26 protein-coding genes are annotated in these 26,806 nt (G+C 49.0%); 3 read left to right on the forward strand and 23 right to left on the reverse strand.

What is annotated here, in order from left to right:
- Positions 1 to 2: 2 nt before the first annotated feature.
- The 14 genes from ispG to trmJ all read right to left on the reverse strand — a co-directional run bounded on the left by ispG (position 3) and on the right by trmJ (position 12,203).
- Positions 3 to 1,121, reverse strand: a complete 1,119-nt coding sequence (gene ispG / locus UF06_RS11510; RefSeq protein ID WP_039424301.1) for a flavodoxin-dependent (E)-4-hydroxy-3-methylbut-2-enyl-diphosphate synthase — start codon at positions 1,119 to 1,121, stop codon at positions 3 to 5.
- Positions 1,122 to 1,127: 6 nt separating this feature from the next.
- The gene (locus tag UF06_RS11515) at positions 1,128 to 2,051 is read right to left on the reverse strand and encodes a RodZ domain-containing protein (RefSeq protein ID WP_045570590.1); all 924 of its coding nucleotides are present in this window, start codon (positions 2,049 to 2,051) and stop codon (positions 1,128 to 1,130) included.
- A 400-nt stretch (positions 2,052 to 2,451) separates the two neighbouring features.
- Positions 2,452 to 3,576 carry a bifunctional tRNA (adenosine(37)-C2)-methyltransferase TrmG/ribosomal RNA large subunit methyltransferase RlmN gene (locus tag UF06_RS11520; RefSeq protein ID WP_039424297.1) on the reverse strand — a complete coding sequence of 375 codons (1,125 nt, stop codon included), beginning with the start codon at positions 3,574 to 3,576 and terminating at the stop codon, positions 2,452 to 2,454.
- A gap of 224 nt (positions 3,577 to 3,800) precedes the next feature.
- Positions 3,801 to 4,226 (reverse strand): nucleoside-diphosphate kinase, encoded by a 426-nt coding sequence (gene ndk / locus UF06_RS11525; RefSeq protein ID WP_039424295.1) that lies wholly within the window; start codon positions 4,224 to 4,226, stop codon positions 3,801 to 3,803.
- 63 nt (positions 4,227 to 4,289) lie between these two features.
- A complete protein-coding gene (gene pepB / locus UF06_RS11530) occupies positions 4,290 to 5,588 on the reverse strand; it encodes an aminopeptidase PepB (protein ID WP_045570591.1) in 1,299 nt (432 codons plus the stop codon).
- A gap of 153 nt (positions 5,589 to 5,741) precedes the next feature.
- The gene (gene iscX / locus UF06_RS11535) at positions 5,742 to 5,936 is read right to left on the reverse strand and encodes a Fe-S cluster assembly protein IscX (RefSeq protein ID WP_045570592.1); all 195 of its coding nucleotides are present in this window, start codon (positions 5,934 to 5,936) and stop codon (positions 5,742 to 5,744) included.
- Positions 5,937 to 5,983: 47 nt separating this feature from the next.
- A complete protein-coding gene (fdx, locus tag UF06_RS11540) occupies positions 5,984 to 6,322 on the reverse strand; it encodes an ISC system 2Fe-2S type ferredoxin (RefSeq protein ID WP_039424290.1) in 339 nt (112 codons plus the stop codon).
- Between the two features lie 12 nt (positions 6,323 to 6,334).
- Complete coding sequence (hscA, locus tag UF06_RS11545) at positions 6,335 to 8,188, reverse strand: Fe-S protein assembly chaperone HscA (RefSeq protein ID WP_045570593.1); 1,854 nt, start codon at positions 8,186 to 8,188, stop codon at positions 6,335 to 6,337.
- 20 nt (positions 8,189 to 8,208) lie between these two features.
- Entirely contained in the window at positions 8,209 to 8,724 is a 516-nt protein-coding gene (hscB, locus tag UF06_RS11550) for a co-chaperone HscB (protein WP_045570594.1), read from the reverse strand.
- A 55-nt stretch (positions 8,725 to 8,779) separates the two neighbouring features.
- Complete coding sequence (iscA, locus tag UF06_RS11555) at positions 8,780 to 9,103, reverse strand: iron-sulfur cluster assembly protein IscA (RefSeq protein WP_045570595.1); 324 nt, start codon at positions 9,101 to 9,103, stop codon at positions 8,780 to 8,782.
- Between the two features lie 73 nt (positions 9,104 to 9,176).
- On the reverse strand, positions 9,177 to 9,560 hold the full coding sequence (gene iscU / locus UF06_RS11560; protein WP_039424283.1) for a Fe-S cluster assembly scaffold IscU: 384 nt from the start codon (positions 9,558 to 9,560) through the stop codon (positions 9,177 to 9,179).
- A 47-nt stretch (positions 9,561 to 9,607) separates the two neighbouring features.
- Positions 9,608 to 10,822 carry an IscS subfamily cysteine desulfurase gene (locus tag UF06_RS11565; protein ID WP_045570596.1) on the reverse strand — a complete coding sequence of 405 codons (1,215 nt, stop codon included), beginning with the start codon at positions 10,820 to 10,822 and terminating at the stop codon, positions 9,608 to 9,610.
- Positions 10,823 to 10,852: 30 nt separating this feature from the next.
- Entirely contained in the window at positions 10,853 to 11,359 is a 507-nt protein-coding gene (gene iscR / locus UF06_RS11570) for a Fe-S cluster assembly transcriptional regulator IscR (RefSeq protein ID WP_045570597.1), read from the reverse strand.
- 112 nt (positions 11,360 to 11,471) lie between these two features.
- On the reverse strand, positions 11,472 to 12,203 hold the full coding sequence (gene trmJ, locus UF06_RS11575) for a tRNA (cytosine(32)/uridine(32)-2'-O)-methyltransferase TrmJ (protein WP_045570598.1): 732 nt from the start codon (positions 12,201 to 12,203) through the stop codon (positions 11,472 to 11,474).
- Between the two features lie 243 nt (positions 12,204 to 12,446).
- On the opposite strand from trmJ, the gene suhB reads away from it, so the two are divergent.
- Positions 12,447 to 13,250, forward strand: a complete 804-nt coding sequence (gene suhB / locus UF06_RS11580) for an inositol-1-monophosphatase (protein WP_045570599.1) — start codon at positions 12,447 to 12,449, stop codon at positions 13,248 to 13,250.
- A gap of 176 nt (positions 13,251 to 13,426) precedes the next feature.
- Here suhB and secF read toward each other — a convergent pair whose 3' ends face one another.
- From secF to UF06_RS11610, 6 genes are all read right to left on the reverse strand, one after another.
- Positions 13,427 to 14,374, reverse strand: coding sequence for a protein translocase subunit SecF (gene secF / locus UF06_RS11585; RefSeq protein WP_045570600.1), 948 nt, complete (start codon positions 14,372 to 14,374; stop codon positions 13,427 to 13,429).
- Between the two features lie 14 nt (positions 14,375 to 14,388).
- Positions 14,389 to 16,245, reverse strand: coding sequence for a protein translocase subunit SecD (secD, locus tag UF06_RS11590; protein WP_082069688.1), 1,857 nt, complete (start codon positions 16,243 to 16,245; stop codon positions 14,389 to 14,391).
- Positions 16,246 to 16,266: 21 nt separating this feature from the next.
- The gene (yajC, locus tag UF06_RS11595; protein WP_039424269.1) at positions 16,267 to 16,596 is read right to left on the reverse strand and encodes a preprotein translocase subunit YajC; all 330 of its coding nucleotides are present in this window, start codon (positions 16,594 to 16,596) and stop codon (positions 16,267 to 16,269) included.
- A gap of 117 nt (positions 16,597 to 16,713) precedes the next feature.
- Positions 16,714 to 17,850: a tRNA guanosine(34) transglycosylase Tgt gene (gene tgt / locus UF06_RS11600; RefSeq protein ID WP_045570602.1), complete on the reverse strand. Its 1,137-nt coding sequence runs from the start codon at positions 17,848 to 17,850 to the stop codon at positions 16,714 to 16,716.
- Positions 17,851 to 18,011: 161 nt separating this feature from the next.
- A complete protein-coding gene (gene queA, locus UF06_RS11605; protein ID WP_045570603.1) occupies positions 18,012 to 19,064 on the reverse strand; it encodes a tRNA preQ1(34) S-adenosylmethionine ribosyltransferase-isomerase QueA in 1,053 nt (350 codons plus the stop codon).
- A 199-nt stretch (positions 19,065 to 19,263) separates the two neighbouring features.
- Positions 19,264 to 20,466: a serine protease gene (locus tag UF06_RS11610; RefSeq protein WP_045570616.1), complete on the reverse strand. Its 1,203-nt coding sequence runs from the start codon at positions 20,464 to 20,466 to the stop codon at positions 19,264 to 19,266.
- 227 nt (positions 20,467 to 20,693) lie between these two features.
- On the opposite strand from UF06_RS11610, the gene UF06_RS11615 reads away from it, so the two are divergent.
- Positions 20,694 to 21,149 carry a CBS domain-containing protein gene (locus UF06_RS11615; RefSeq protein WP_045570604.1) on the forward strand — a complete coding sequence of 152 codons (456 nt, stop codon included), beginning with the start codon at positions 20,694 to 20,696 and terminating at the stop codon, positions 21,147 to 21,149.
- Positions 21,150 to 21,233: 84 nt separating this feature from the next.
- Here the strand turns inward: UF06_RS11615 and aceA are convergent, their stop codons facing one another.
- From aceA to UF06_RS11630, 3 genes are all read right to left on the reverse strand, one after another.
- Positions 21,234 to 22,544 (reverse strand): isocitrate lyase, encoded by a 1,311-nt coding sequence (gene aceA / locus UF06_RS11620; RefSeq protein ID WP_045570605.1) that lies wholly within the window; start codon positions 22,542 to 22,544, stop codon positions 21,234 to 21,236.
- 136 nt (positions 22,545 to 22,680) lie between these two features.
- Positions 22,681 to 24,318: a malate synthase A gene (aceB, locus tag UF06_RS11625; RefSeq protein WP_045570606.1), complete on the reverse strand. Its 1,638-nt coding sequence runs from the start codon at positions 24,316 to 24,318 to the stop codon at positions 22,681 to 22,683.
- A 606-nt stretch (positions 24,319 to 24,924) separates the two neighbouring features.
- The gene (locus UF06_RS11630; RefSeq protein ID WP_045570607.1) at positions 24,925 to 25,830 is read right to left on the reverse strand and encodes a hydrogen peroxide-inducible genes activator; all 906 of its coding nucleotides are present in this window, start codon (positions 25,828 to 25,830) and stop codon (positions 24,925 to 24,927) included.
- 197 nt (positions 25,831 to 26,027) lie between these two features.
- Here UF06_RS11630 and UF06_RS11635 point away from each other — a divergent pair, with 197 nt between their 5' ends.
- Positions 26,028 to 26,639 (forward strand): peroxiredoxin C, encoded by a 612-nt coding sequence (locus UF06_RS11635; protein WP_039424257.1) that lies wholly within the window; start codon positions 26,028 to 26,030, stop codon positions 26,637 to 26,639.
- Positions 26,640 to 26,806 lie beyond the last annotated feature (167 nt).

Genomic DNA, 26,806 nt, shown 5'->3' on the forward strand with positions numbered 1-26,806 from the left:
GATTAATCGTGAACTTTCACGTCGATGCGGTTGCTGGCGTCCATCCGCGCCGCTTTAGCACGAATTTTTGCTTCCAACTGATTCACCAAGTCATCGTTATCGAAACGCTCTTTCTGACGCTTACCGTCTTCATAGAAAGCGCTCTTCTTGTTGCTGCCCGCAAGGCCAAGGTGAGACACTTCCGCTTCGCCCGGGCCATTCACCACGCAACCGATGATCGAGACATCCATCGGTGTGATGATGTCCTCTAAGCGCTCTTCTAACGCATTTACTGTATTGATAACATCAAATTCCTGACGCGAACACGAAGGACAGGCAATAAAGTTGATACCTCGAGAGCGAATACGCAGCGATTTGAGGATATCAAAGCCGACTTTGATCTCTTCAACCGGATTAGCCGCCAGCGAGATACGCAAGGTGTCGCCAATGCCTTCGGCCAGCAGCATACCAAGGCCAACAGCTGACTTCACCGAGCCCGCGCGCGCGCCACCTGCTTCGGTAATCCCCAAATGCAGTGGTTGATCGATTTTCTTTGCCAGCAGGCGGTAGGAATCAACCGCAAGGAATACATCCGATGCTTTGACGCTGACTTTAAACTGATCAAAGTTGAGACGGTCTAGGATATCAACGTGGCGCATCGCCGACTCCACCAAAGCGGCTGGGGTCGGTTCGCCATATTTCATTTGCAGATCTTTTTCCAGAGAACCGCCATTAACACCAATGCGGATCGGGATATTTTTATCGCGGGCGCAATCAACCACCGAGCGAATACGCTCCTCGTTACCTATGTTGCCAGGGTTAATTCGCAAACAATCGACACCGTATTCCGCCACTTTCAGTGCGATTCGATAGTCGAAATGAATGTCGGCCACCAACGGTACAGATACCTGCTGCTTAATCAGTTTAAATGCTTCAGCGGCATCCATGGTTGGCACAGAAACACGAACAATATCAGCACCCACTTTTTCCAGTGCTTTGATTTGTGCGACCGTGGCTTCAACGTCGGTGGTTCGGGTATTCGTCATGGACTGCACCGCGATCGGTGCGCCATCACCAATAGGAACATTACCCACGTAGATACGCGTCGATTTACGACGGATAATTGGAGATTCGTTGTGCATAATTCTTTATAAAGGTAAGGTGAATCTTGCTACTTTGCCTGCAGTATACCGAGAAAGGTCGACAGGTTCACTTGCAAATGTCATGGCGACGCCTTCTGGCGCACCTAAAATGACTTTAAACGGAGCTTCTCCTGAGAGCTCAAGATCTTGTCCCGCTTTGCGGATACCAGAAATCAATGTATTGCCCTGTGCGTCTTTCACTTGGATCCAGCAATCGGCTTCAAAGGTCATGGTGATCATTTGTTGATCGCTTGCCAACGTAGGAGAAGTTTGCACGGATTCAGCCACTTCGGCTTCAACCGCAGCAGGCTCTTCAACAAGCTCTACATCAGGCGTTGCGTCTGGAAATGGTTCCTCAACAACAGAAGGATCGACCTCCTCAGGAGCAACCGTCAGTTCTTGCATGACCACGTCATCTAGCGCGGGTATGTTTTCGCTCTCTTCCACCACCGCTGGTACCTCGACTGCCGAAGTATCATTCACCGATTGGGAAAGACTGTTATCTCGTTGGTTTTGCCACCACCACAGGGAAGAAATCCCGATAATAATGATAAACACGCCCCAGGTGATGAGCATGATACGGCTGTTGTGTTTTTCCGTTTTGGTCTTGCGAGAAAAACTTTGCATCTCCTGCTCTTGGTGCTGTGCATCGCCCGCATCATCCAAAGCGGCTAAAACAACCGCTTCGTCCACGCCAACCAATCGGGCATAAGAGCGTAAATAGCCACGGGTAAAGGTGGCTACTTGATCGGTGGCAAGTTGGTTGCTATCGATTTGTTCTATCACCGCCAAACGCAACCGCAGGCGATCCGCCACTTGTTTTTGGCTATAACCCAGCTCTTCGCGCTTACGCTTAAGTAACGTGCCGACTTCAATTGCCGGAGCGGTGTCATGGGATGTTTGTGCTAAATTTTCGTTTTCTGTCGTCATAACTTCTTAAAATCTTTTTTAATTAACACCCGCACTCTCTTTTTCTCTATCGTTATTTTTGCGTGTGCCTAAGAGTGAACAATCTGTAGATCAGATTATAAAGAGACTTCCCTCGAACCGAACTGGCTACTGAGTATTGTGCTATTGGGAAGATTTCTAGCACATTTTATCCGCCAAGGCTAAACATGCTTTACTCATGATAAGCCAATGTCTTGAATTGACAAAAACTCTTTGCTGAGAAATTTACCCTCAGCTCAAGCTTTTGTCCAAAACTTGACACAAGAAATTCGAACTATCGTCCAATAACGCTGGAAATGGCAAGAAATGGTGGACAAAAAGTGCCCGAAGATTGAAATAAAACAGCCAGAGCATGGCTCTGGCTGACTTAGATAGGAGACGGTTACAGCGCGCGAACTTCGATGGTTTCCCCTTTAGCCGCTTTGAGCACCGCAGTACGTTTGGTTCGATCAATCACATCACCGACCAATTGGCCACACGCAGCATCGATATCATCCCCACGAGTTTTACGGATAGTGACGGTGTGCTCGTATTGCATCAAGGTTTTTTGAAAGCGGTCAATACGCGAGTTGCTTGGTTTTTTATATGGCGAACCTGGGTACGGGTTGAATGGGATCAAGTTGATCTTACAAGGGGTGTCTTTCATCAACTGCGCCAACTCATGCGCGTGCTCGGTTCCGTCATTAACGTGATCCAGTAGAACGTATTCCACCGTCACTTTGCCGCGATTGGCATTCGATGACGCGATGTAACGACGCACGGATGCTAGGAAGTCTTGAATGTCCCAACGGTCGTTAATCGGCATAATTTCGCTACGCAGTTTGTCGTTCGGCGCATGCAAAGAGATAGCAAGAGCCACGTCGATTTTGCCCGTCATCTGATCCAAGCCAGAGACCACGCCAGAGGTAGAAACAGTCACACGACGCTTCGACAGACCAAAACCGAGATCATCGAGCATAATTTCCAGTGCCGGGATCAGGTTTTTCATATTAAGCAGTGGCTCACCCATCCCCATCATCACCACGTTAGTGATTGGACGTCGACCCGTCTCTTTTTCCAGACCGATTTCACGCGCGGCACGCCATACTTGACCGATGATTTCCGATACTTTGAGGTTACGGTTAAAACCTTGCTGTGCCGTTGAGCAGAATTTACATTCCAGCGCACACCCCACCTGAGAAGAGACACACAAGGTCGCGCGATCTTCTTCAGGAATGTAGACGGTTTCAACATCTTGATCACCAACGCGCATTGCCCACTTGATGGTGCCATCCGATGAGTGCTGAGCTTCAGAGACCACCGGAGCGACAATTTCACATTTCTGCTTAAGCTTTTCTCGCAAGTTCTTATTGATGTTGGTCATGTTATCGAAGTCATCCACACCGAAATGGTAGATCCACTTCATAACCTGATCGGCACGAAATGCTTTCTCGCCTAACTCTTGGGCGAAAAGCTCACGCATGCCTTGGCGATCAAAGTCGAGTAGATTAATTTTCCCAGTGCTCATGTTGCCTCTCAATGACTGAACAAGATTAAGGGCGCGAATTGTACAGGCTTTACGCAGTGACAACAAGGGTTGTAAAACCCCGGATTTGCTAAGAGATTAAATCCTCTGCGATTATTTTTTAACCGAATTTAACGTCTGCTTGAGAACCTTGCTCAATGGCGAAAACAAGTACACAGAAAACAAAAAACCCAGCGTTTACGGCTGGGTTTGCTCTGCTCAAACGATTAACGAGGACAGATTTCTGACTCAGGGAAAAAGAAGGCGATTTCACGCTCAGCCGATGCTGGGCTATCACTGCCGTGCACTGAGTTGTGACGCATGCTCAGCGCATAGTCCGCACGAATCGTGCCACACGCCGCTTCTTCTGGATTGGTTTTTCCCATCAGTTCACGGTAACGAGCGATGGCGTTTTCGCCTTCCAACACTTGCACCATAATAGGACCCGAGGTCATAAACTCTTTGAGTGGTTGGAAAAACGCTTTACCTTCGTGTTCCGCATAAAAGCCACTGGCCTGTTCGTCGTTCAGTTGCACCATTTTAGCGGCAATAATACGCAGACCCGCTTTCTCGATACGATGGTAAATCTCGCCGATCAGGTTACGTTCTACAGCGTCGGGCTTGATAATAGAAAATGTTCTCTCTAGAGCCATAAGGAGTCCTTTTACTTCATTCGTTGTTATAGTAAGCAGCCGAAAACGGCCGCCTTAGTGAATTTATTTGCTCGCTTGTTCAGTGAGAATACGCGCTAAGGTACAAACCCCCATGCCGGTTGCTCCCGCTGACCACTTGTCGCTGGCAGACTTACGGTACGTGCCAGAGCAGTCAAAATGCAGCCAACCTTTTTGGTAGTCTTCCACAAAGTAAGAAAGAAACGCCGCTGCGGTGCTCGCGCCCGGTGAATAATCACCACCACTGATGTTCGACAGGTCGGCAAAGTTTGAAGGCAACATTTCACGATGAAACTCCGCCAGCGGCAGAGGCCACAAGCCTTCTTTCTCTTCATCTGCGGCCGCTAGCGCTTGTTGTGCTAGGGCTTGATCAAAAGTCAGAAGTGCGTGGTAGTCATTACCCAGTGCATTTTTTGCCGCACCAGTTAGTGTCGCACAATCGATGATCAACTCAGGATTGTGTTCACAGGCGTAGATCAGACCGTCGGCCAAAACCAGACGCCCTTCTGCGTCGGTGTTCATGATTTCAACCGTTTTGCCGTTTTTGTAGGTGATAATATCGCCCAGTTTCAGCGCACGGCCGGAGATCATGTTTTCTGCGCAGCACAATATTAACTTCACGCGCTTATTCAGACCACGCATGATCGCTAAGCCTAAACCGCCAGTGATAGTGCCGGAGCCGCCCATGTCCGCTTTCATCGCATCCATAAAGTTGGATGGCTTGATGCTGTAACCGCCAGAGTCAAACGTGATGCCTTTGCCGACCAAACAGGCCCAGACAGGCGCGTTTTCATCACCGGTTGGGTTGTAGTCGAGTTGTAGCATCGCCGAGGTGCGCTCAGAACCGCGACCCACCGCGTAAATCCCTTCCCAACCTTCAGCCAGCAAATCTTTATCTTTGACGATGCGAGCGGTGACGGTGCCTTCTGGTGCCACTGAACGGATAAACTCCGCCGCCATGGTGGCCAATTGACGTGGCGCGACTTCTTCTGCCGGCTTGTTAATGATATCGCGCGTAAACTCGGTTGCTTTAATGCGAGCGTCTAATTCCGCTTGCGCTTTTTCTTCGAGCGCAACCCATTCCAACTGATTTTGTTTCTTTGGACTGCGATAGCCCTGATAAAATGCCCAAACGGCATCAAGGTTCCACCCGTCGCCCACGAGCATCACCGCTTTTACGCCTTGTCCATCGAATTTACGTGCCGCACGTTGGATTTTCACCAAGTCGGTCTTTTCTCCGAGGTGAATGGTCGCCCCGTTGTCATTGAACGAGACCAGTGCTTTTTCACCCCACTGTGGAGCTGCAGCCTCCTGGCTTAAATATACAGACATCTGTGTAGACATGGTTTCTCCTTGCCTTATAACGGCGTTACCTACGCCTTTCTTTTTTAATAACCCACGGATGTTAGCATTATGTAGGGCAGAAATGTCAACTTGATAAAAAAACGGACCATAAGGTCCGTATTTTTTAATAAAAATTGTTAACTGAGCTGGGTTTTATTGCCACTCATCCAGCCAGCACAAGATAACCGCTTCGAGGATTTTTTCATTGGAACGGTTTGGTTCATCGTCAAAATCGTCCAATTCTAGGATCCACTGATGCAAGTCGGTAAAGCGAACCGTCTTAGGATCCGTATTTGGGAACTTTTCACACAGTTCGATAGCGATGTCTCGCGAATCTGTCCATTTCATAACTTTTCCTCAGTGCATTTAGCCAAGCAGCCTTTGTATGGCAATAATTAGTGATCTTCCGATGCGTGGTTAAGCGTATATTTCGGGATCTCAACCACCAGATCTTCATCAGCGATCTTCGCTTGGCAGCCAAGGCGAGATTCCGGCTCAAGCCCCCAAGCTTTATCGAGCATGTCGTCTTCTAATTCGTCACTTTCATCAAGAGAGTCAAAGCCTTCACGGATAATCACGTGACAGGTTGTACAGGCGCAAGATTTCTCACACGCGTGTTCAATCGCAATCCCGTTTTTCAGTGCCACATCCAGCACAGTCTCACCTGCTTGGGCTTCTAACACCGCGCCTTCAGGGCATAGATCTTCATGAGGCAGTACAATAATCTTAGGCATACTTTTTATCTCTTAAATAGTGTCGATTGACTGGCCAGCCAGAGCGGCACGGATCGATTTATCCATGCGACGCGATGCAAAATCTTGGCTCGCTTTATCGGTATCTTTAATTCCCTGCTCGATCGCAGTGGCATCATCGCCGTTACGCAGCGCAATCAAAGATTCAATCGCTTGCATTAGCGCCTGTTTTTCTTCTTCGCTAAGCAGCGCATCGCCATCCGCTTGCAGCGCAGAAATCAGCCCTTCAATCACGCGGTCAGCTTCGACTCGTTGCTCAGCCAGCGCACGCGCTTGCATGTCTTCTTTGGCGTAGGTCATCGAGTCACGCAACATGTTGGCCACTTCATTATCGCTCAGGCCATAAGACGGCTTGACTTGGATTTCAGACTGAACTCCAGTGCTCTTTTCCATGGCGGTTACTGATAGAAGACCGTCGGCATCCACTTGATAAGTCACGCGAATATGTGCAGCCCCTGCCGTCATAGGCGGAATGCCTTTAAGCGAGAAGCGAGCCAGCGAGCGGCAATCGCCGACCATTTCGCGCTCACCTTGCACCACGTGCACGCTCATTGCGGTTTGACCATCTTTAAACGTGGTGAACTCCTGAGCGCGCGCGACAGGAATAGTGGTATTGCGCGGGATAATTTTCTCCACCAAACCACCTATGGTTTCAATGCCGAGTGAGAGCGGGATCACATCCAGCAATAGCATCTCTGAATCCGGCTTGTTACCAGCCAAAATGTCAGCCTGAATACCCGCACCAATTGCCACGACTTCGTCTGGATTAATGTTAGTCAGTGGTGTACGTCCGAAAAATTCGCCGACCATCTCACGCACCAATAAGGTGCGAGTTGAGCCGCCAACCATCACCACTTGCAACACTTCGTCCGTTTCAACATCAGCATCTTTCAGCGCGCGGCGACAGGACATCAAGGTTTTTTTCACTAACGGACGAATGAGATCTTCAAACTGCTCACGGGTGACCTCACCCTTCCAGCCAAAGACATCAACCTCAACACTTTCTTTTTCAGAAAAAGCGATTTTGGTTGCCGTGGCAATATTGAGCAGAACCCGATTTTGCTCAGCAGAGAGCGGGGAAACCAGCCCTGCTTTCTCTTTGAGATAATCTGCTAGCAGATGGTCAAAGTCATCGCCGCCGAGTGCGGAATCCCCCCCCGTTGCCAATACCTCAAACACCCCTTTCGAAAGACGTAAAATGGAGATATCAAAAGTACCGCCGCCCAAATCGTAGACGGCAATCACGCCTTCCTGACCAGAATCTAGCCCATACGCAATCGCCGCCGCCGTCGGTTCATTGAGCAGACGCAACACGTGTAAACCAGCAAGCTTGGCGGCATCTTTCGTGCCAGCACGCTGCGCATCATCAAAATAAGCAGGAACGGTAATCACCACACCAGCGAGTTCGCCACCGAGTGTCTCTTCCGCGCGTTTTGCCAGTACTTTGAGAATGTCTGCCGACACTTCAATCGGGTTTTTATCGCCTTGCTGAGTGCACAGCACTGGCAAACCATTCTCACTGCTCTTGAACTGATAAGGCAAAGAAGGATAGCGCGCCTGAATGTCTTGCAATGAGCGGCCAAGCAGACGTTTAACGGAGATGACCGTCTCTTCTGGTTGAATTTCCGCTTGGGCTTTTGCCTCATATCCGACCAAAAGCGTTTCACCGGCGTAATTCACAACCGAAGGCAACAGGCTTCGCCCTTGCTCATCTTTTAATGTGGTGGCCTCACCACTTCGTACCGAAGCAACCAGTGAATTGGTTGTGCCGAGATCAATACCAGCCGCGAGCTTGTGCTCATGAGGTGCCGAGCTCTGACCCGGTTCTGCGATTTGAAGTAATGCCATGATGGATCCTTGTTTTTCAACTAGCCGAAGAGCTTCTCTTCCACTAGTTCGATTTCGTTCTTTAATTTGGCAATAAATTTCAGCTTACGAACACGATCTGCGGCTTGCTGCCACAGAGTATCGTTAAGCTCTTGCTCTATCGCACTCAGATGCTGCTTATACATTTTGCTCACTCGAGCATCAAATTCCGCCAATACATCTTGTGCGTCTGAAGCGCTTGGGATCGCTTCGAGCTCTTCTCTCAGCTCCATCTGCTCCATGAGGAACATCGGGTCTTGTAAAGTTTGTTGCTCACCACGAATTTCCACCCCATTTTGCGCCAATAAATATTCCGCGCGAGAAATGGGATGTTTCAAAACTTGGTAAGCGTCGTTGATTTGTGCCGCTTTTTGCACCGCCAGCAAGCGATCCCGCTCAGAAGCGGTGGCAAAGTTATCCGGATGGAAACGCTTTTGCAATTCCCGGAACTGAGAAGAAAGAAGGCTACCATCCAGCTGATACTGAGTTGGTAGCCCAAATAGTTCAAAGTGATTCATCGAGTTCTGGCCCTTGATTAAACGTTCTGAGCCATCAGGCCCAGAACTTCAGTCGTTAGACGTTGAAGCTTTCACCACAACCACATTCACTTTTCACATTCGGGTTATTGAACTCAAAACCTTCGTTCAACCCTTCTTTGACATAGTCAAGCTGGGTGCCGTCGAGATACACCAAACTCTTTTTGTCGATAATCACTTTCACGCCTGAATGTTCGAATACTTCGTCTTCTTCATTCAGTTCATCAACAAATTCCAGCACATACGCCATACCTGAACAGCCAGTGGTTTTCACTCCCAGACGCAAACCAATCCCTTTACCACGGTTATCAAGGAATGCTCTTACTCGACTTGCTGCGCTTTCTGTTAGTGTAACGGCCATACTGCACCTTAGTTAATGTGTTGACGATTCTAATGGGAGCGAAAAGGCTCCCATTATAGCTGTAAAGAGTGGCTTAAAGTTGGTGTTTTTTCTTGTAATCCGCAACTGCGGCTTTAATCGCGTCTTCGGCGAGAATAGAGCAGTGCACTTTCACTGGTGGCAACTCTAACTCTTCGGCTATCTCAGAGTTTTTGATCGACGCCGCTTCTTCAATGCTCTTGCCTTTCACCCACTCAGTAACCAGTGAGCTGGATGCGATCGCACTGCCACAACCGTAGGTTTTAAACTTCGCGTCTTCGATGATGCCTTCTGGCGTCACTTTGATCTGCAGTTTCATTACGTCACCACAAGCGGGTGCGCCAACCATACCACTACCGATAGACGGGTCGTCTTTGTCAAACGAACCAACGTTACGTGGGTTCTCGTAGTGATCAATTACTTTTTCGCTGTATGCCATGATATTTCCCTCGAATCCTCTATAAATTGCTCTGGATTAACTTGTGCTTAGTGGTGCGCCCACTCAACCGTGTTCAAGTCAACCCCATCTTTGTACATATCCCATAGAGGAGACATGTCGCGTAGCTTGTTTACGGCTACACGGATCTGTTCAATAACGTAGTCAATCTCTTCTTCGGTGGTAAAACGACCAAAGGAGAAACGAATCGAGCTGTGAGCCAGTTCGTCATTCAAGCCAAGTGCACGCAGCACGTAAGATGGCTCAAGGCTGGCTGAAGTACACGCACTGCCTGATGAAACCGCGAGATCTTTTAGCGACATCAGTAGAGACTCGCCTTCAACGAAAGCGAAACTGACGTTAAGGTTATGTGGGACGCGCAGATCAAGATCGCCGTTGACCGTGACCGCTTCCATGTCTTTAACGCCATCAAGCAGACGGTTACGCAATGCCAATGCATGGTCGTAATCTTTTTGCATCTCTTCTTTGGCGATACGGAACGCTTCACCCATGCCAACGATTTGGTGAGTAGCCAGAGTGCCAGAGCGGAAACCGCGCTCATGACCGCCGCCATGCATTTGTGACTCAAGACGAATACGTGGTTTACGGCGTATGTAGAGTGCGCCGATACCTTTCGGACCATAAATCTTGTGTGCTGAGAGTGAAATCAAGTCCACTTTCATCGCTTGAACGTCAATCGGCACTTTACCGGCAGATTGCGCAGCATCCACGTGGAAAATGATCTTGCGCGCACGGCACAATTCACCAATCGCAGCGATGTCTTGAATCACGCCAATTTCATTGTTGACGTGCATGATGGAGACGAGAACTGTGTCGTCACGCATCGCGGCTTCGAGTTTGTTCAGATCGATGATGCCGTTCGCTTCAGGCTCAAGGTAAGTCACTTCAAAACCTTCACGCTCTAGTTGGCGAGTCGTGTCGAGCACCGCTTTGTGCTCTGTTTTGCAAGTAATAATGTGCTTGCCTTGCTTTGAATAGAAATGGGCCGCGCCTTTGATTGCCAGGTTATCTGACTCGGTTGCACCCGAAGTGAAAACAATTTCACGTGGGTCTGCATTAAGCAGATCGGCAATTTGCTCACGAGCGGTGTCGACCGCTTCTTCCGCCTGCCAACCGTAACGATGAGAACGTGACGCCGGGTTACCAAAAATACCGTCCATCGTCATGTGCTGAACCATTTTCTCAGCGACGCGAGGATCAACGGGGCACGTTGCCGAATAGTCTAGATAAATAGGCAGTTTCATTCTTCACTCCAATGTAAACATGCTGACCGCTTAAGAGCGGAAATTTACACCGATGGGCGCGGTGCTTGTATTTTTGTTAGCCAACCCATGATTTACCGCTAGGGTTATCTCCTGACGGTCAGAAATTTCGAGGACTTCATTGTCGCTCATCAACTCACCAAGAGTGATGTTGTTCAAGAAGTCACTAATACGCGAGCTTAAATCACGCCATAGTGTGTGTGTTAGGCAACGCGTGCCGCCTTGGCAGTCACCTTTGCCTTGACACTTGGTCGCATCAACCGACTCATCAACCGCCGCGATCACCGTACCAATAGAAATGGAGAAAGCATCAGCGCCTAGGCGGTAACCACCACCAGGACCACGCACACTGGCAACTAAGCCTGCTTTACGCAATTTAGAAAAAAGCTGCTCAAGATAAGAGAGCGAAATCCCCTGACGCTCAGAAATGTCAGCCAGAGGAACAGGACTTTTTTGCGAATGCAGCGCCACATCCAGCATTGCTGTTACCGCATATCTTCCCTTAGAGGTCAGTTTCATAACACACCGTATCCACACTTTTACAATGGATAGATTTTTCCATACCCGAGTAAAACGGTCAAGTATTTATTTGACTATTTTACTCAGGTATTCATCCCTTATTTTTTAAGGGTTATTTTTTGCTCAGGTGCAATTTTTCAATCGCCGTCAGCACGCCGCGCAAAATGTTGAGCTCTTGCGCCTCCGGGCGAGCACGACTGAACAGACGACGCATTTTGTTCATCACTTGATTAGGTTGATCGGGACTGATGAACTCACTTGCCAACATCACCTTTTCGAGATGTTGATAGAAAAGTTCTAACTCTTTGTGTCGAGGATATTCCACTTCGGCAATGGGTGCGTACTGACTTTGCTGAGCATTCAGGTACGCCATACGCACTTCATAGCTGAGTGTTTGTACCGCCATGGCAAGGTTTAATGAGCTGTACTCTGGATTGGCTGGAATGCAGACGTGATAGTGGCACTTTTGCAGCTCTTCGTTGGTCAAGCCAGTGCGCTCGCGACCAAAAACCAGCGCCACCGCACCTTGCTTGCTTTCTTGGATCATCTTCTCACCGCACTCTCTTGGCTCAAGCATCGGCCATTCCAAAGTACGCGAGCGAGCACTAGAACCCACGACTAAAGCGCAGTCACCCACCGCCTCTTCTAAAGAAGAGACAATACGGGCATTCAAGGCCACATCAGAGGCACCAGAGGCCAGCGCAATCGCCTGAGCATCCACTTCGCATTCCGGTTGTACGAGAACCAATTGGCTTAGGCCCATCACTTTCATTGCGCGAGCGGTAGAGCCGATATTACCTGAGTGGGACGTTCCGACGAGAACAACTTTGACCTGATCTAACATGCGAGTTTTTAGTACCTGATTTAAAACCGCAGGATGTTAGCATATTTTTCTCTATCGCCCTATATTGTTGGCGGCATGTAGGGAATTAATCACTTGGTCGAAGAGCGTAGAGCTGCGTTTTCTTGATGCTCATCACATCAAGTAAGGAGCGCCGCTTAAAAAATCGCCACTTCACATTTCATTTTTCTCTGGTATACTCGCCGCCGCTTTCATTTGTTCTTTAACATCCGTTGGGAAATTCGTATGCATCCAATGCTAAACATTGCTATTCGCGCTGCGCGAAAAGCAGGCAACCATATTGCTAAATCACTAGAAAACGTTGAGAAAATTGAATCTACGCTAAAAGGCACAAACGACTTTGTGACCAACGTAGACAAAGAAGCAGAAACGATCATTATCGATACTATTAAAAACTCTTACCCAGAGCACTGCATCATCGCTGAAGAAAACGGCACGATTGATGGTAGAGATAAAGACGTACAATGGATCATTGACCCACTGGATGGCACCACCAACTTTGTCAAAGGCATTCCTCATTTCGCGGTTTCTATCGCCGTGCGCATCAAAGGCAAAACTGAAGTGGCTTGTGTTTACGACCCAATGCAAAACGAATTGTTCACCGCTCAGCGTGGTTCAGGTGCACAGCTCAACAACGCACGTATCCGTGTAAAACAGCCAAAAGATCTTCAAGGTGCGGTTATTGCAACCGGTTTCCCATTCAAACAGAAGCAACATTCTGAATCTTACTTCAAAATCATGTCTGCCATGTTTGTTGAAGTCGCAGACTTCCGCCGTGCTGGCTCTGCTGCACTGGATCTTTGTTACGTTGCCGCTGGTCGTGTTGACGGTTACTTTGAGCTTGGTCTCAAACCTTGGGACATCGCTGCGGGCGAGCTGATCGCACGCGAAGCGGGTGCGATCATCACTGACTTTGCCGGCGGTACAGAATACCTGAAATCAGGTAACGTCGTTGCTTCAAGTGCACGCGGCGTTAAATCATTGCTGAAACACATTCGTGAGAATGGTAACGACGCAATTCTTAAGTAATCCATAGCCCGTCACGCTGATTGCTTTTGAATGAGCCCCTTCCGCAAGGTTGGGGCTTTTTTATTTACGGCCAATGCATAAATAAAATAAATGGCCTACGCAAAATAGAAAAAAGGCAAAATAGAAAAAAGCCGCTGTGGTTTGCAGCGGCTTTTGCGTTTTATGCTGTAAAGCGGTTAAGGCAGTTCTTCGAACTCTGCACCTTCTTTTTCCACTTGCGGTGGCATCAGGTGCTCTTTCTGAATACCCAGTTTCAGCGCCAGCGCCGAAGCCACATAAATAGAAGAGTAAGTACCAACGGTGATACCCAGTAGCAATGCGGTAGCAAAACCGTGGATCATCGCCCCGCCCTGTGCAAACAGCGCAATCACCACAAATAAGGTCGTGCCAGATGTAATCAGCGTACGGCTCAATGTTTGCGTGATCGAGTTATCCATTACATCAGCAGGCTCGCCTTTGCGCATCTTGCGGAAGTTCTCACGAATACGGTCAAATACCACAATAGTATCGTTCAGCGAGTAACCTACTACCGTCAACAAAGCGGCAACAATGGTAAGATCCACTTCGATTTGCATCATGGAGAAAACACCCAACGTAATGATTACGTCGTGCGCCAATGCCAGTACCGCACCCGCTGCCAGACGCCATTCAAAACGCATCGAGACATAGAGCAAAATACACAGCAAAGAGACCAAAATCGCCAGACCGCCCGCTTCGGTGAGTTCGTCACCCACGTTCGGGCCCACGAACTCGATACGGCGCATCTCAACGTTTTTGCCTGTACCTTCTTTAATCGCACTTAAGATCTGGTTGCCCAGCGTCTCACCCGCAACATCTTCACGAGGACGCAGACGCACCATCACATCACGCGCTGAACCGAAGTTTTGTACTGTCGCATCAGCAAAGCCTTTGCTTTCCAGCGCACTACGGATCTCTTCTAGATTGGCAGGCTGTTCAAAGCCTACTTCAATCAAGGTACCGCCGGTAAAATCCAATCCCCAGTTCAACCATTTAGTAGAGAGGGTAAAGAGCGACGCCCCAATCATCACAATCGACAACGCGAATGCGACTTTCGACCAACGCATAAAGTCGATCGCTTTGTCTGCTTTTAGAATCTGAAACATAACAATTCCCAGCCTTAGATCGACAGTTTATTAATACGTTTGCCGCCATACAGTAGGTTGACAATGCAACGCGTACCGATGATGGCCGTAAACATGGACGTCAAAATACCGATAGATAACGTCACCGCGAAGCCTTTGATCGCCCCGGTTCCGACCGCGAACAAAATAATCGCCGTGATCAGTGTGGTGATGTTGGCGTCAGCGATGGTGCTAAACGCATTCGCGTATCCTTGATGAATCGCTTGCTGCGGATTGCGCCCTTCACGAAGCTCTTCACGGATACGCTCAAAGATCAGAACGTTGGCGTCGACCGCCATACCAACCGTCAAGACAATCCCAGCAATGCCTGGCAGGGTCATGGTCGCCCCCGGAATCATCGACATGACACCGATAATCAGTACCAAGTTCGCCATCAGCGCCACGTTGGCAATCAAGCCAAACTTGCGGTAGTAAAGCAGGGTAAACAGCATAACCGCCACCATACCCCAGATACACGCTTGGATACCCATGTCGATGTTCTGCTGGCCCATAGATGGGCCGATGGTACGTTCTTCAACGATTGAGATAGGGGCAATCAAAGCACCTGCACGCAATAGCAACGCCAAGTTGTGAGCTTCAGAGACAGAATCGATCCCAGTAATGCGGAAGTTGCGTCCCAACGCCGACTGAATGGTCGCTTGGTTGATCACCTCTTCATGCTTAGTGAGAATCACTTTGCCTTCCGGCGTGCGACGGCCGCTATCTTTGTATTCCGCAAACACCGTCGCCATCAGCTTGCCGATGTTCTTCTTCGAGAAGGCGGACATTTTATTGCCCCCTTCGCTATCGAGCGAAATATTTACCTGCGGACGACCGTATTCATCGGTACTGGAGCTAGCATCGGTAATACTTGCACCACCGAGAATCACCCGTTTTTTCAGCACGACCGGACGACCATTACGATCCGTTTTGATTTCACTGCCTGCTGGAGCACGGCCACTCGCCGCTGCAGCTAGGTCAGCTTTGTCATCCACTTCACGAAACTCAAGTGTTGCCGTTGCCCCTAAAATTTCTTTCGCACGGGCAGTGTCTTGCACCCCTGGCAGTTCAACCACAATGCGACTCGCGCCTTGGCGTTGAACCAAGGGTTCTGCCACACCGAGCTCGTTCACACGGTTACGTAGGATGGTAATGTTCTGCTCAACCGCGTAGTTGCGGATCTCTTGCAGACGCGCTTCGGTAAAGGTACCAACCAACTCATAGCGACCATCTGCCACTGACTCAACAAACGTCATGTCGGGATGGTTTTTGACTAACAGCTGTTTCGCTTCGGCTACTTGCTCTGCATCACGCAGCAACACTTCAACCGCTTGTTTACCCGTCGGACGAATAGAACGGTAACGGATTTTGGCATCGCGTAGCTCACTGCGAAATGCTTCTTCTTGCTGGCCGACCAGCTTCTCCATCGCGGCGTCCATGTCCACTTCCATCAGGAAATGCACACCACCACGCAGGTCAAGGCCAAGCTTCATCGGCGCAGCACCGATGGATTCCAGCCAATCTGGCGTTGAAGGCGCCAAGTTAAGCGCGACAATCTTGTCTTTGCCAAGCGCTTCACTGACAACATCGCGAGCACTCAATTGGGTGTCGGTATCGTTGAAACGGACAAGAATCGAGCCATTTTCTAGGGCAATCGATTTGTGGGTAAGGTTCTCTTTGGTAAGAGCGTTGGTGACAGCATCCAGCGTTGACATATCTACAGAGGCGCCACGCGCCCCTGTAACTTGAATTGCCGGATCTTCACCGTAGATATTTGGAAGTGCATACAAGGCAGCGATAGCGATGGTTAACATCACCATCAAATACTTCCATAATGGGTAACGGTTTAGCACAGCGAGGATCCTCTAGCTGTTTTATAAAGATTTAAGCGTACCTTTTGGTAGCACAGCGGTAACGAAGTCCTTTTTGATCACAACTTCGTTGTTGGTGTTCAACTCAATTGAAATGTAATCGTTGTCTTCTGCGATCTTAGTGATTTTACCCACCAGACCACCACTTGTAAGTACTTCGTCTCCCTTACCCATCGCCGCCATTAAGCTTTTGTGCTCTTTAACACGTTTCGCTTGAGGGCGGTAAATCATGAAGTAAAAGATAACGGCAAACATGCCAAGCATGATCAGCATTTCGAAACCACCACCTTGTGGTGCACCTTCTGCCGCAGCGTGAGCTTGAGAGATAAACATTAAAACATCCTCATTAATTTTTATTGATAATCCAACAAATTGGGTAACGCCACCTCATTTTCAAGCGAAGTCGCTCATAAAAACAAGATGGCGCAACATTTTTTTACTTTTACAAAATTAAGCCTGTTGACCAAGTGGCGGCACTTCGCGATTGCGCCTTGCGTAGAACTCTTCCACAAACTGCTCGAAGCGATCTTCATCAATCGCCTTACGAATGCTTTCCATCAAACGTTGGTAGTAACGTAGATTGTGGATAGTGTTCAAGCGAGCGCCGAGGATTTCGTTGCAACGGTCCAAATGGTGCAGATACGACTTTGAGTAATTTTTACAAGTGTAACAGTCACAATGTGGATCGAGAGCGCTTGTATCGGTTTTATGTGTCGCATTACGGATCTTGATCACACCGCCAGTGACAAACAGGTGTCCGTTACGCGCATTTCGCGTTGGCATCACGCAGTCAAACATGTCGATCCCGCGGCGAACGCCTTCCACCAAGTCTTCCGGTTTACCCACGCCCATCAAGTAGCGAGGTTTGTCTTCCGGTAGCTGCGGGCACGTATGCTCAAGCACGCGATGCATATCCTCTTTGGGTTCACCCACTGCAAGACCACCGACCGCGTAGCCATCAAAGCCGATTTCCGTCAGCCCTTTGACCGAAACATCACGCAGGTCTTCGTAAACACCACCTTGCACGATGCCAAACAGGTTATTGGGGTTTTCGAGCTTATCGAAGTGATCACGCGAGCGCTGAGCCCAGCGCAGTGACATTTCCATCGACTTTTTCGCTTCCGCATGCGTTGCTGGATACGGGGTACATTCGTCGAAAATCATCACGATGTCAGAGCCGAGATCTTTTTGGATCTCCATCGATTTTTCTGCATCCATGAAAATCTTGTCGCCGTTAACCGGGTTACGGAAATGCACGCCCTCTTCGGTGATTTTACGAATGTCGCCCAAGCTGAACACTTGGAAACCGCCTGAGTCGGTCAGAATCGGGCCTTGCCAGTTCATGAAATCGTGCAAGTCACCGTGCATTTTCATTACTTCTTGACCCGGACGCAGCCACAAGTGAAAGGTATTGCCGAGGAGAATTTCAGCGCCTGTGGCTTTCACTTCTTCTGGTGTCATCCCTTTTACCGTACCGTAAGTCCCCACTGGCATGAACGCTGGCGTTTGCACGGTACCGCGTTCAAAGGTCAGTTGACCACGACGGGCATTGCCATTTTTCTTTTTAAGATCGAACTTTAATTTCACGAAGCCTCCAACGTCAGAGAAACAGTCTGACGGTTTAGTCACGGACGATGTACGTCCCACGAGAGCGGTCGCTGTCTCCTTGCGAAGCGGTTACCGTGGCGGTAACCCCTCTAGCTTTCTGCTAGCACTCGTAATTGGTTCACGCGGCGATTCTGCCGCGCTTAGCAAGTCTTCTTTTCAATAAACATCGCATCACCATAAGAGAAGAAGCGATATTGGTTGTCCACCGCATGCTGATAAGCGCGCATGGTATGTTCATAACCCGCGAACGCGCTCACTAACATGATGAGCGTCGACTCTGGCAAGTGGAAATTGGTGATCAAACAATCGACCAACTGGTATTGATAACCCGGGTAGATGAAGATCTCGGTATCGGCAAAAAATGGCGCGAGCTCAGCGCCTTTTTTCAGCGCATCTTGCGCGGCACTTTCCAAAGAACGTACCGACGTGGTGCCTACCGCGATAATGCGCCCACCACGTGCTTTGGTCGCCGCAATGGCATCCACCACCTCTTGCGGCACTTCCGCATACTCTGCGTGCATGTGATGGTCGTGAATATTGTCCACCTTCACTGGCTGGAAAGTGCCCGCCCCAACATGCAAAGTCACGTAAGCCAGTTCGACACCTTTGGCTTGCATTTGTTCCAGCAATTGCGCGTCAAAGTGCAATCCAGCCGTTGGCGCTGCAACGGCACCGGGTTTCTGGTTATAAACGGTTTGATAGCGTTCTTTATCCGCCTCTTCGTCTGGGCGGTCGATATAGGGAGGAAGGGGCATGTGGCCAATCTCTTCCAACACCTCTAATAGCGTTTTATCGCCGTTAAGCTTGAGTTCAAACAAGGCACCATGACGCGCGATCATCTCCGCACTGTACTGGTCGTTTTCACCCAGAATGACGGAGCTGCCCGGTTTAGGCGATTTAGAACAGCGAACATGCGCCAGCAGACGTTTGTCATCAAGCATCCGCTCCACCAGCACTTCCAGTTTACCGCCCGAGGCTTTACGGCCAAACATCCGCGCCGGGATCACGCGGGTATTGTTAAACACCACTAAATCCCCCGGCTGAACTAAGTCCAACACGTCTTTAAAGGTGCCATCTTTTACCTCGCCACTGTTGCCATTTAGCTGAAGTAAACGACTGGCCGTGCGATCTGGTTGAGGATAACGGGCGATCAGTTCGTCAGGTAAGTCGAAGTGAAAATCTGAAACTTGCATGCTACTGCTCTTGGTAAATTCTTCTGGGGTTTAACGTCATTATAATGCGAGTGAATTTTTCGCAGTGGGGTAGTATAGAGCGACAAGGTTCAATAGCAAGCAAAGTTCTCGGCGAGAGTGTAACAAGCCTCGCCAAACTTAAGCCGAGGCGTAAACAAGTACTCAGCGAGCAAAATAGGCTCGCTGAGTGGATGAAAAGTTAGCGTTTTGTTCTGAAGATCCGCACGGCAAAGAGACTCAACACCCACAGATAGTGGACGCTTCCACCACCTTGGGCTTTACCGGTAAATTGACAGCTGTTGGTGGAGATGCCTCCGTGACAATCTCCCGACGCATTATCATCTCCTCCCCCGTTGTCAGCGCCCGCATCACTGCCATTGTCAGCGGCATAGTTGCGGATAAAATCGGGCGGCAAAATCGGTGAAGTGGGCGGATTCGCGGCATTGACGTAGCTCACTATCCAATCGTAGTAGGTACTGACTTTGGTATAAAAGCTTGGCAGGGTCACCGCCGCGCAGGTTGGTGTCAGTAGTGGAATTCCGCTGACGATACCAATCTGTTTGCCAGTGACATCATCCAGCAAAGGGCCGCCACTGTCGCCTTTACAGACGTTGTTGCCGTATTGCGTTCTCTCATCAGGGTTCCAAGGCAACACTTCATTGGCCATGGTGCAGATTTTGCTCACATTGGTTGGCGCTTCAATGATTCCCGGTAAGTCGTTACCCAGTTCTAAGCGCTGATAGCAGTTCGTGATTGGCAAGTAGGTTAACTGCGTTTTCTGTAGTGTAGGCGAAGGGGTGGATGCGTTGGCAACGGTTGCTCCCCACCCCGATGCGGTGACATTTTTGGGTCGCAGGTTGGTGGCAAATTCATCATCCCACTGGCTATTGAGTCGAGTTTCAATTTGGCGCATCTCTTCCATCGTCGGCAATGAAGATAACGCTACCCCCGTCACGGGCCGTTCGAGATACAGCAACGCGACATCACTATCCAGGCTGGTGCTCACCAAGGTCATCAGACCGTCGCTGCCCTTTTTGTATTCGCTCAAGCGTGTATAGCTTGGATGAACCACGACGTGAGAGACATTAAAGTAGTTCTCTATCTGCGACAGATTGAGATCCGGCGTGCGTGCCGTGACCGAGATTTGATGAGGTTTGGTGACAAAATAGCTGGCGAGATCGGTGCCTTCGCCCATGACCACACAATGCGCCGCCGTCAATACCCAGCGCTCTGACACCATAGTGCCACCGCAAACCGGAAATTCGGCCATGTTGCTTGAGCGAATCGTCACTCGAAAACTGGCGTCCGGATCATTTTCTCCGAGAATGATGGCGTGGGTGCTGGCACAGATCGCCCAAGCGCCCGCTAAAAGAAGCGTTTTTTTCCACATGATAAAGACCACTGATAGCTCAACTGCGCTCATATTCAGCCAGACTCTTCGACAGGGAAATCCCCGGCCGAAAAATGTGCGAGGAATATCCTCTCTTGCGCCGTTGCTAGTGCTCGGATTGCGCACAAAATGCCAACTGACTCGCAGCAAATTTGTTGTGGGAAAACGCGTTGGCTCCCAGATATTTATGCCATTTGTGTCTATAGTAAAAAGGAAGAACGGAACGACTGGAGGACACCATGATCAAAGTAGAAGATATGATGACTCGCAACCCTCATACCTTGTTGCGTTCGCATACCTTAGCAGATGCGCGCAATATGATGGCCGCACTCGACATCAGACACATCCCGATTGTTGACGCGAACAAACGCTTGCTGGGAATCGTAACCCAACGCGATATTCTCGCGGCGCAAGAATCCAGCTTACACAACGCGCCAGCCGATCAATCCTACACCGACGATACGCCGCTTTATGAAATGATGCACAGCAGCATTATGACCGCCGAGCCAAAAGCCGGGCTTAAAGAGAGCGCCCTGTACATGCAAAAGCACAAAGTCGGCTGTTTACCTGTGGTCGATAGAGGTCAGTTGGTGGGCATTATCACCGACTCGGATTTTGTCACCATCGCGATTAACTTACTGGAACTGCAAGAAGAAGTGGAACCCGACGAGCTGGAAATGGAAGACGATCTCTAGAGACCAAGATCACCGCCGGATGTATAGCTAGCATTGGAACACAAAAGAGCGGCCGAAGCCGCTCTTAAGCATTTTGCACTGATATTAATGGAACTGATCTTCTTCTGTTGAGCCCGTGAGCGCCGTGACGGATGAGTTGCCGCCCTGAATGGTGTTGGTCATACGGTCAAAGTAGCCAGTACCCACTTCTTGCTGGTGCGCAACGAAGGTGTAACCTTTCTCCGCAGCTTGGAACTCAGGACGCTGCACTTTCTCAACATAGTGACGCATCCCTTCGCCTTGCGCGTAAGCGTGCGCCAGTTCAAACATGTTGAACCACATATTGTGAATGCCCGCCAAGGTGATGAACTGGTATTTGTAGCCCATATCCGACAGCTCTTGCTGGAACTTGGCGATGGTTTCGGCATCCAAGTTCTTCTCCCAGTTAAATGATGGCGAGCAGTTGTACGCCAGCAGTTGGTCTGGGTATTGCGCATGAATAGCCTCTGCAAACTTACGCGCTTCTTCTAGACATGGTGTGGCTGTTTCACACCAGATAAGGTCAGCGTAAGGCGCGTAAGCAAGACCACGAGAAATCGCCTGTTCAATGCCGGCACGTACGCGGTAGAAACCTTCTTGAGTACGCTCACCAACGATGAAGTCGGCATCATAAGGGTCGCAATCTGAGGTAAGCAAGTCTGCAGCGTTGGCGTCGGTACGAGCAATAACCAGCGTCGTTGTGCCCGCAACGTCAGCAGCCAATCGAGCTGCCACCAGTTTTTGCACCGCTTCTTGCGTTGGTACTAATACTTTACCGCCCATGTGGCCACATTTTTTCACCGATGCAAGCTGATCTTCAAAATGCACGCCTGCCGCGCCTGCTTCAATCATCGATTTCATCAGCTCGTAGGCGTTCAATACGCCACCAAAGCCCGCTTCAGCGTCAGCCACAATCGGCAGGAAGTAGTCAATGCCACCCTCTTCTGGCGATTTACCATTCGCCCACTGAATTTGGTCTGCACGACGGAACGAGTTGTTGATGCGCTTCACCACTGAAGGTACCGAATCAACTGGATAGAGTGACTGATCTGGGTACATGGTAGATGCGGTGTTGTTGTCCGCAGCAACCTGCCAACCAGACAGATAGATGGCTTCAATGCCCGCTTTCGCTTGTTGAACCGCCTGACCACCCGTCAGTGCACCCAAACAGTTTACATAACCTTTTTTGGCGCTCCCGTTGACCAGCGACCACAACTTATCTGCGCCACGTTGGGCCAGCGTGTTGGCAGGAACAATAGAACCACGCAGATCCACCACTTCTTCAGCGGTGTATGGACGCTTGACGTGCTTCCAGCGAGGATTGGTTGCCCAGTCTTTTTCTAGAGCTTCGATTTGTTGGCGGCGAGTTAATGTCATTGGTCTATCCCTCTTTATTATTGGCGCTTCACGGCGCTTTTGAGTTTCCATTTCTCCGGCAGTACTTCCTTATCTGCCTTCAAGTTGTTCACGTTATTGGTAGTAAGTTGTCGGTGTTCAGTTATCAGTTTTTCACTCAGTCCAGATAGTCGTAACCTGGAACCGTTAAGAAATTACTCAGTTCATCGCTGGTGGTTAACCTTGCCATTAGCTCGGCGGCTTCAACAAAGCGTCCGGCTTGATAACGCACGTCACCTATTTCCTGTTTCACGACCTCAATTTCTTCTTTGAGGTATTGTTCAAACAGCGCTTTAGTGACCGTTAAACCGTTATCTAAGGTTTTCTGATGTTGAATCCATTGCCAAATTGAGGCGCGCGAGATCTCAGCCGTCGCAGCATCCTCCATCAAGCCGTAAATCGGTACACAGCCGTTACCGGAGATCCACGCTTCGATGTATTGCAGCGCGACTCGAATGTTGTGACGCATGCCATGCTCTGTTCTCTCTCCGCCGCATGGTGCAAGCAGTTCCTCAGCGCTGATCGGCGCATCTTGCTCGCGGCTAACATCCAGTTGGTTGCTACGCTCGCCAAACACTTGATTAAACACGGCCATTGCGGTGTCCGCCAAACCTGGGTGAGCAACCCAAGTGCCGTCGTGGCCATTGTTGGCTTCCAGCATTTTATCGTTAAGGATTTTGTCTAAAACGCGCTGGTTTTCTACTGGATCTTTAGCGGGAATAAACGCCGCCATTCCTCCCATCGCAAAGGCACCACGTTTGTGGCAAGTACGGATAAGCAAACGCGAGTAAGCGTTGAGGAAAGGCTTATCCATCGTTACGACTTGGCGATCTGGCAGAACGCGATCTGGATGTTTTTTCAAGGTCTTGATGTAGCTGAAAATATAGTCCCAGCGGCCACAGTTCAGACCGACGATGTGCTCTTTGAGAGAAAAGAGAATTTCATCCATTTCAAACACTGCTGGAAGCGTTTCGATCAGCACTGTCGCTTTAATCGTACCTGTGTCTAGACCGAAATAATCTTCGGTGAAATGGAATACCTCACTCCACCACTTCGCTTCATGGTGAGACTGCAGTTTAGGCAGGTAGAAATAAGGACCGCTGCCTTTTTTTAGTAACGCTTTGTAGTTGTTATAAAAGTAGAGCGCGAAATCAAACAATGCTCCGTGAATGATCTCTCCCTGCCACGTGACATGTTTTTCTCTCAGATGCAGGCCGCGCACACGGCAGATGAGCACCGCTGGATTTTCCACCAGTTGGTAGTGCTTGCCATTGTCTGAATTGGTATACGAGATGGTGCCGTTGACCGCATCGCGCAAGTTGATTTGACCATCTAACACTTTCTCCCAAGCTGGCGACATGGAATCTTCGAAATCCGCCATGAACACTTTGACGTTGGCATTGAGGGCATTGATCACCATTTTGCGATCGGTGGGACCAGTAATCTCCACTCGACGATCTTGCAGATCGTGAGGTATACCAAGGATCTTCCAACTCCCTTCACGGATATCCTGCGTTTGCGGCAGAAAATCGGGCAGTTCGCCTTGGTCGATACGCTCCTGTCTCTCTTCACGGGCAGTAAGCAGTTCATCGACTTGAGAGGCAAACCTAGCACACAACTGAGATAAAAAGGTTTGGGCCTCAACAGGGAAAATTGCTTGATGCTCTGGCGATAGCTTGCCAGTCACCTCAAGCATGCCTTGGGTCTGTTGCTGTTCAGTGGGTGCGTTTTGTTTCTCGGGAGTTTGAGCAAGCATGTTTCTTCTTCCTTAAATTAGTTTGCTTGTGAAAGGCAAAGCAACATTTGTAACTTTAAAACCACAAAATACATCCTCGCTTTTCATGGTTTCTTCACCTAACGTTTCGGCTTTATGTCTTTAACATCTCTGAGATGCTTTGCAATATCAATCTAGACATAAGTCTTACAAGCCTTTAATTAACTTACACCAACATGCGTTAGAGTAAAAGTTCAAAAGTAAACAAAGCGTTAAATTCGAAGTTTTATTCCGTTTGAAACAAGTGCTTGATTTTTCCATTTGAAATGTAATTTATTACGTAATTTAATTACATTAATTTAAGCTCGCAAATCGGGTTTAAAACAGGTGTATGAATCGATACATGGGGATAAAAGGCCTTTATTTACTTGCGCTGTGAATCATAAGCTGGAGATATTTTAAACAGAGCATGAGCGCGAATGTGTAAAATTAACATTGTGAAGTTTTACAATTTTATGAAAGCTTCACCAAAGAATTGCTGTAAAATTTTACAAGTCAAACTGCACCAGTAGCATAAAATGCTAAAAGGCACGCTTTTTATAGCGTGCCTTTGATGACAATAGCGAAAAATAGAGCTAATACTATTTGCTACAGTAGCTCTGAAACCACATCCGCCAATTGATGGAAAATTTGCGTCCGTGCCGAACCAGGTCGCCAAACCAGACCAATATCACGGTAAGCGAGTTGGCCGGGTGGCTCCACCACGACTAGATTTTGGTTGTCGAGCAGGCCATGATCGATCGCCATTTGGGGAATGAATGTCGTGCCTAACCCATTCGCCACCATCTGCACTAGTGTATGCAAGCTGGTAGCACTGAATGGATTGATTTTCTCTTTATCCGTGAGTTTGCAAGCGGAGACCGCATGCTCGGTCAAGCAGTGCTCGCGCTCCAAAAGAAATACCGACTCATCTGGCAAATCACAATAACGAATCGGCACTTTGATTTTGTCTGCTTGATGGCGGCTGATCACCATCTTAAACGGATCTTGACCAACTCCCCGGCTCTCCATCCCCTCAATATCGACAGGCAGCGCCAAGATCAACACGTCCAACTCACCGTGACGCAAGGCCGTTAACAGATTGGTTGTGGTATCTTCACGCAAAAGCAGGTTGAGCTGCGGAAAACGTTGGTTCACGTCTTGAACGAGGTCGCCGAGCAAGAAAGGGGCGATGGTCGGGATGCAACCCACTTTGAGTTGCCCTTGCATGCCGTCTCCTTGACACAAGTTGCCAAGCTCCACCAAATCCTGCCCTTTGGCTAATAACTCACGCCCGTGCAGCACCACCAGCTCGCCGGCCTGAGTAAACACCAGCGGGCTCTTTTTGTCTTTTTTCTCGTACAACGGACAACCAATCAGCTCTTCGAGATTTTGTATCCCTTTACTTAAAGTCGATTGACTGACAAAACACCGCTCAGCCGCATCGCTAAAATGGCGAGTTTCGTACAAGGTGATGAGATAGTGTAACTGCTTAAGACTGGGCCACTTATTCATAGAATTATTATTATTTACCGTCGTTTGTTTGATTGACTCGGAGGAAATCGGTCTATCGCTTTTTTCGATGAACCTAATCTATTTATTTCGCTTTTTTCAATACTACAATCTGTACTATAGTTTGTCTCGCAAAAACACGGACCAGACCGAAGAGAGCTCTCTCGGTCAGGAACTAACTATATTTTTAGGAGCAAAAAATGGTACTAGTAGGTCGTCAAGCCCCAGATTTTACTGCTGCAGCTGTTCTAGGTAACGGTGAAATCGTTGATAGCTTCAACTTTGCTGAATTCACTAAAGGTAAGAAGGCAGTTGTTTTCTTCTACCCACTAGATTTCACTTTCGTTTGCCCATCAGAGTTGATCGCGTTCGACAACCGTTACGAAGATTTCAAAGCGAAAGGCGTTGAAGTTATCGGTGTATCTATCGACTCTCAGTTCTCTCACAACGCATGGCGTAACACTGCTGTTGAGAACGGCGGTATCGGTCAAGTTAAATACCCACTGGTTGCAGACGTTAAGCACGAAATCTGTAAAGCGTACGACGTAGAGCACCCAGAAGCAGGCGTTGCTTTCCGTGGTTCTTTCCTTATCGACGAAGACGGTCTAGTACGTCACCAAGTAGTTAACGACCTACCTCTAGGCCGTAACATCGACGAAATGCTACGCATGGTTGACGCACTGAACTTCCACCAGAAGCACGGCGAAGTATGTCCTGCTCAGTGGGAAGAAGGTAAAGCAGGTATGGACGCTTCACCAAAAGGCGTTGCAAGCTTCCTAGCGGAACACGCATCTGATCTAGCTAAGAAATAATTGACCTTTTAACACCCGCGCTCAACGGGTGAATGGTTGGATGATTCTCATAGAGAAATAAAACATTACTGTGCGATAAATCGCCAACGCCAATCAGTTAAAAGTAAAGTCCTATCCAAGCCCGATGCCAGTCATCGGGCTTTTGTTTGTCTGTCTACTGGCCAAAA

Origin of the sequence: Vibrio sp. S234-5, from assembly GCF_000960595.1 — a bacterium.
Lineage (GTDB): Bacteria > Pseudomonadota > Gammaproteobacteria > Enterobacterales > Vibrionaceae > Vibrio.

Coding starts and splice junctions, on each gene's coding strand:
- ispG (WP_039424301.1), bottom strand. CDS start 1,121: ATGCACAACGAATCTCCAATTATCCGTCGTAAATCGACGCGTATCTAC.
- UF06_RS11515 (WP_045570590.1), bottom strand. CDS start 2,051: ATGACGACAGAAAACGAAAATTTAGCACAAACATCCCATGACACCGCT.
- UF06_RS11520 (WP_039424297.1), bottom strand. CDS start 3,576: ATGAGCACTGGGAAAATTAATCTACTCGACTTTGATCGCCAAGGCATG.
- ndk (WP_039424295.1), bottom strand. CDS start 4,226: ATGGCTCTAGAGAGAACATTTTCTATTATCAAGCCCGACGCTGTAGAA.
- pepB (WP_045570591.1), bottom strand. CDS start 5,588: ATGTCTACACAGATGTCTGTATATTTAAGCCAGGAGGCTGCAGCTCCA.
- iscX (WP_045570592.1), bottom strand. CDS start 5,936: ATGAAATGGACAGATTCGCGAGACATCGCTATCGAACTGTGTGAAAAG.
- fdx (WP_039424290.1), bottom strand. CDS start 6,322: ATGCCTAAGATTATTGTACTGCCTCATGAAGATCTATGCCCTGAAGGC.
- hscA (WP_045570593.1), bottom strand. CDS start 8,188: ATGGCATTACTTCAAATCGCAGAACCGGGTCAGAGCTCGGCACCTCAT.
- hscB (WP_045570594.1), bottom strand. CDS start 8,724: ATGAATCACTTTGAACTATTTGGGCTACCAACTCAGTATCAGCTGGAT.
- iscA (WP_045570595.1), bottom strand. CDS start 9,103: ATGGCCGTTACACTAACAGAAAGCGCAGCAAGTCGAGTAAGAGCATTC.
- iscU (WP_039424283.1), bottom strand. CDS start 9,560: ATGGCATACAGCGAAAAAGTAATTGATCACTACGAGAACCCACGTAAC.
- UF06_RS11565 (WP_045570596.1), bottom strand. CDS start 10,822: ATGAAACTGCCTATTTATCTAGACTATTCGGCAACGTGCCCCGTTGAT.
- iscR (WP_045570597.1), bottom strand. CDS start 11,359: ATGAAACTGACCTCTAAGGGAAGATATGCGGTAACAGCAATGCTGGAT.
- trmJ (WP_045570598.1), bottom strand. CDS start 12,203: ATGTTAGATCAGGTCAAAGTTGTTCTCGTCGGAACGTCCCACTCAGGT.
- suhB (WP_045570599.1), top strand. CDS start 12,447: ATGCATCCAATGCTAAACATTGCTATTCGCGCTGCGCGAAAAGCAGGC.
- secF (WP_045570600.1), bottom strand. CDS start 14,374: ATGTTTCAGATTCTAAAAGCAGACAAAGCGATCGACTTTATGCGTTGG.
- yajC (WP_039424269.1), bottom strand. CDS start 16,596: ATGTTTATCTCTCAAGCTCACGCTGCGGCAGAAGGTGCACCACAAGGT.
- queA (WP_045570603.1), bottom strand. CDS start 19,064: ATGCAAGTTTCAGATTTTCACTTCGACTTACCTGACGAACTGATCGCC.
- UF06_RS11615 (WP_045570604.1), top strand. CDS start 20,694: ATGATCAAAGTAGAAGATATGATGACTCGCAACCCTCATACCTTGTTG.
- aceA (WP_045570605.1), bottom strand. CDS start 22,544: ATGACATTAACTCGCCGCCAACAAATCGAAGCTCTAGAAAAAGACTGG.
- aceB (WP_045570606.1), bottom strand. CDS start 24,318: ATGCTTGCTCAAACTCCCGAGAAACAAAACGCACCCACTGAACAGCAA.
- UF06_RS11630 (WP_045570607.1), bottom strand. CDS start 25,830: ATGAATAAGTGGCCCAGTCTTAAGCAGTTACACTATCTCATCACCTTG.
- UF06_RS11635 (WP_039424257.1), top strand. CDS start 26,028: ATGGTACTAGTAGGTCGTCAAGCCCCAGATTTTACTGCTGCAGCTGTT.